Annotated in this window: 3 protein-coding genes; all 3 read right to left on the bottom strand. The window is 65.2% G+C overall.

Features of this window, described 5'->3' with window-relative positions:
• Nucleotides 1–1193 (bottom strand): pitrilysin family protein (locus VD811_06930; protein HXV20706.1); only part of this gene is annotated, 1193 nt, incomplete at its 3' end.
• A gap of 33 nt (nucleotides 1194–1226) precedes the next feature.
• Entirely contained in the window at nucleotides 1227–1919 is a 693-nt protein-coding gene (locus VD811_06925) for a DUF2270 domain-containing protein (protein ID HXV20705.1), read from the bottom strand.
• Between the two features lie 122 nt (nucleotides 1920–2041).
• A partial coding sequence (gene hemB / locus VD811_06920; GenBank protein ID HXV20704.1) for a porphobilinogen synthase occupies nucleotides 2042–2715 on the bottom strand: 674 nt, incomplete at its 5' end.

The raw sequence follows: 2715 nt of genomic DNA, 5'->3' as shown, positions 1-2715 counted from the left end.
AGCTCGCGGGCTGCCGCCAGCAGCGTTCCGGCGTCGGCGCCGGCAATCTCCCGCCGGTCCGCCTCCAGAGTCCGCAGGTAGCCGACCAGCTCCCCCCAGCCGTAGCGTACGGTCATGTCATCGGCATGGTCCCGGCTGAAGTCGAGATCGTAGAGGTAGCTGCGCACCACGCGGGCCAGCTCCGCCTCCCCCACCGGCTCGCGGCAGATTTCGGTCAGGACCTCCAGGACCTCGCCTGCCGCCGCCGCCAGGTTTTCCGGCGCGACGGAGAAGTCGATGGAGAAGCAGCCGCACTCCTCGAACAGGGAGAGGTTGGCCTCGATGCTGTAGGTCAGGCCGAGCGTCTCGCGCAGCCGCAGCATCAAGCGCGAGGTGCCGCCGCCGGAGAGAATCCTGCGCAGCACGCGCAGCGGGACGGCGTGCGGGCTCAGCCGGCCGGGGAGGCGAAAGGCGAACTGGACGGAGACCTGGGAGTCGGAATCGTGCACCCAGATTGTCTCGGGAGAGCCTTGCCCGTCGCTGCCGGGATGCAGCAGAGTTGGCGGGACGGCCGCCCCCCGCCAGTCACCGAAATGCTCGGCGACAGCCGCCGTGACCGCCTCGTGGCCAACCGGGCCAGCGACAACCAGCACGGCGTTCCCAGGGGTGTAATAAGCGGCGTGGTAGCGGCGCAGACCCTCCGGGCCGATGCCGCGGATCGAATCACGGGTGCCAATGGTGGGCAGGCTCAGCGGGTGTCCGGGCCAAAGCAGCCGGGCTGTCAGGTTGTCGGGGTTGACCTCCTCGCCGCGCTCGTTGAGATCTTCCAGTGCTTCCTCGAGGATGATCCGCCGCTCGATCTCCAGGTCGGCGAGCAGCGGCCGGCGCAGCATGGAAGCGAAGAGGGCCGCCCCTTCGGCGATCCGGTCGGGATGCAGGCGCGAGTGGTAGCAGGTGGTTTCGGCATCGGTGGCGGCGTTGACCGCGCCGCCGATTGCCTCGAAGGCCCGCTCCAACTCGAGGCTGGTCGGAAAGTCGCCGGTGCCGCGGAAAATCATGTGCTCGAGAAAGTGGGAAATCCCCGCCGTGGCGAGTTCCTCGTTGCGACCGCCGACCTTGACGTAGCAGGCCATCTCGGCGCTGTGCAGGTGCGGCATTTCCACGGTCACCACCCGCAGGCCGTTGGCGAGGGTCGTCTTGCAATATTCATTCATGCGGGCATCGCTCGGGGAGTGAAGGGAAGGGGATCATGGCGCCGTTGTGCCGTCATGACGAGAGCCGGAATAGAGAAAATCCCGACCGCCGCCGGGTTTGCGGCTGAGGCGGACCAGGACCAGGATATGCGCGGCAAACAACGGGATGAAGAGGAGCGTCACCCAGCCGGGCAGGTTGCCCAGACTCGCCTGCTCGAGATATTGCCCCCAGGTGCGGGCGGGTACGGGGTGGAGTTTGATCTTGACCAGCCAGCCGACGAGCAGAATACCGAAGAGGTAGGCGTAATTGGCGTGGAGCCGGCGGCCGAGAGCATGCAGAAAATCCATCTTGTACTGGGGATACTTCAGGTCCGAGGCGAGCTCGGCGAGCCAGAAGGAACCTTCTTCGACCTCCAGCTTTCCCGTCAGCACTCCGTAAATGAAGTTCTGGTGGAGCAGGCGCACCCGGTACTCGTAGGCGTCGTAAAAACGGTAGCGCCGGGCCTCGACGAAGAGCAGGACGTAGACGAGAGCAAGGGCGAAGAAAAAGAGGCTGTGGTGGATCTCCGGATGGGAAAATCCGAAACCGAGCAGGGCCGCCGCGGCACCGACCGCCCAGTTGGTGGTATGGTCGAGGCGCTGCCGCCAGGCAAGGCTGCGCGTCACCTCGCCCCGATAGTAGTGGGACAGGGCGGTGATGGTCTCGCTGCGGGTCAGCTTTTCAGGTGCTGGGATTTCCTGGGCCATGCCATGAAGTATAAATGATTCACCACGAAGAGCACGAAGAACTCGACGGGAAATCCATTCCAGGGATTTCTTCGCGGTCTTTCGTGTGCTTCGTGGTGAGATTAGAGCAAGAGTTTATCGCATCAGCGCAGCAGTTTTGCCGCTTCCTTGGCGTGATAGGTGATGATCAGATCGGCGCCGGCGCGCTTCATGCCGACCAGGGTCTCCAGCATCACCCGGTCGCCGTCGATCCACCCTTTGGCCGCCGCCGCCTTGATCATGCTGTACTCGCCGGAGACATTGTAGGCCACCAGCGGCAGGTCGAAGCGCTCCTTGAGATCCCGCAGGATGTCGAGGTAGGCCAGAGCCGGCTTGACCATGAGGAAGTCGGCGCACTCCTGCACGTCGAGGGTCGCCTCGCGGAAGGCCTCGCGGCGGTTGGCCGGGTCCATCTGGTAGCTTCTGCGGTCACCGAACTGGGGAGTGCTCTCGGCCGCCTCGCGGAAGGGACCGTAGTAGGCGCTGGCGTACTTGACGGCGTAGCTCATCACCGGGATGTGGGAAAAGCCGTTGGCGTCCAGCATCTCGCGGATCGCCGCCACCCGGCCGTCCATCATGTCGGAAGGGGCGACGATGTCGGCGCCGGCCCGGGCGTGGGAGAGTGCCTCGGCGGCGAGCAGCTGCAGGGTTTCGTCGTTGTCGACGTCGCCGTTCTTGATCACGCCGCAGTGGCCGTGGTCGGTGTACTCGCAGAGGCAGACGTCGGTGATGACGGTGAGCTGCGGCACCGCCTGCTTGATCGCCCGGATCGTCTCCT

The sequence above is a fragment of the Desulfuromonadales bacterium genome (genome assembly GCA_035620395.1).
Taxonomy (GTDB): Bacteria; Desulfobacterota; Desulfuromonadia; order Desulfuromonadales; family DASPGW01; genus DASPGW01.
Note: the sequence above shows the minus strand (reverse complement) of the source record. Positions and strands in the feature narration are given on the sequence as shown.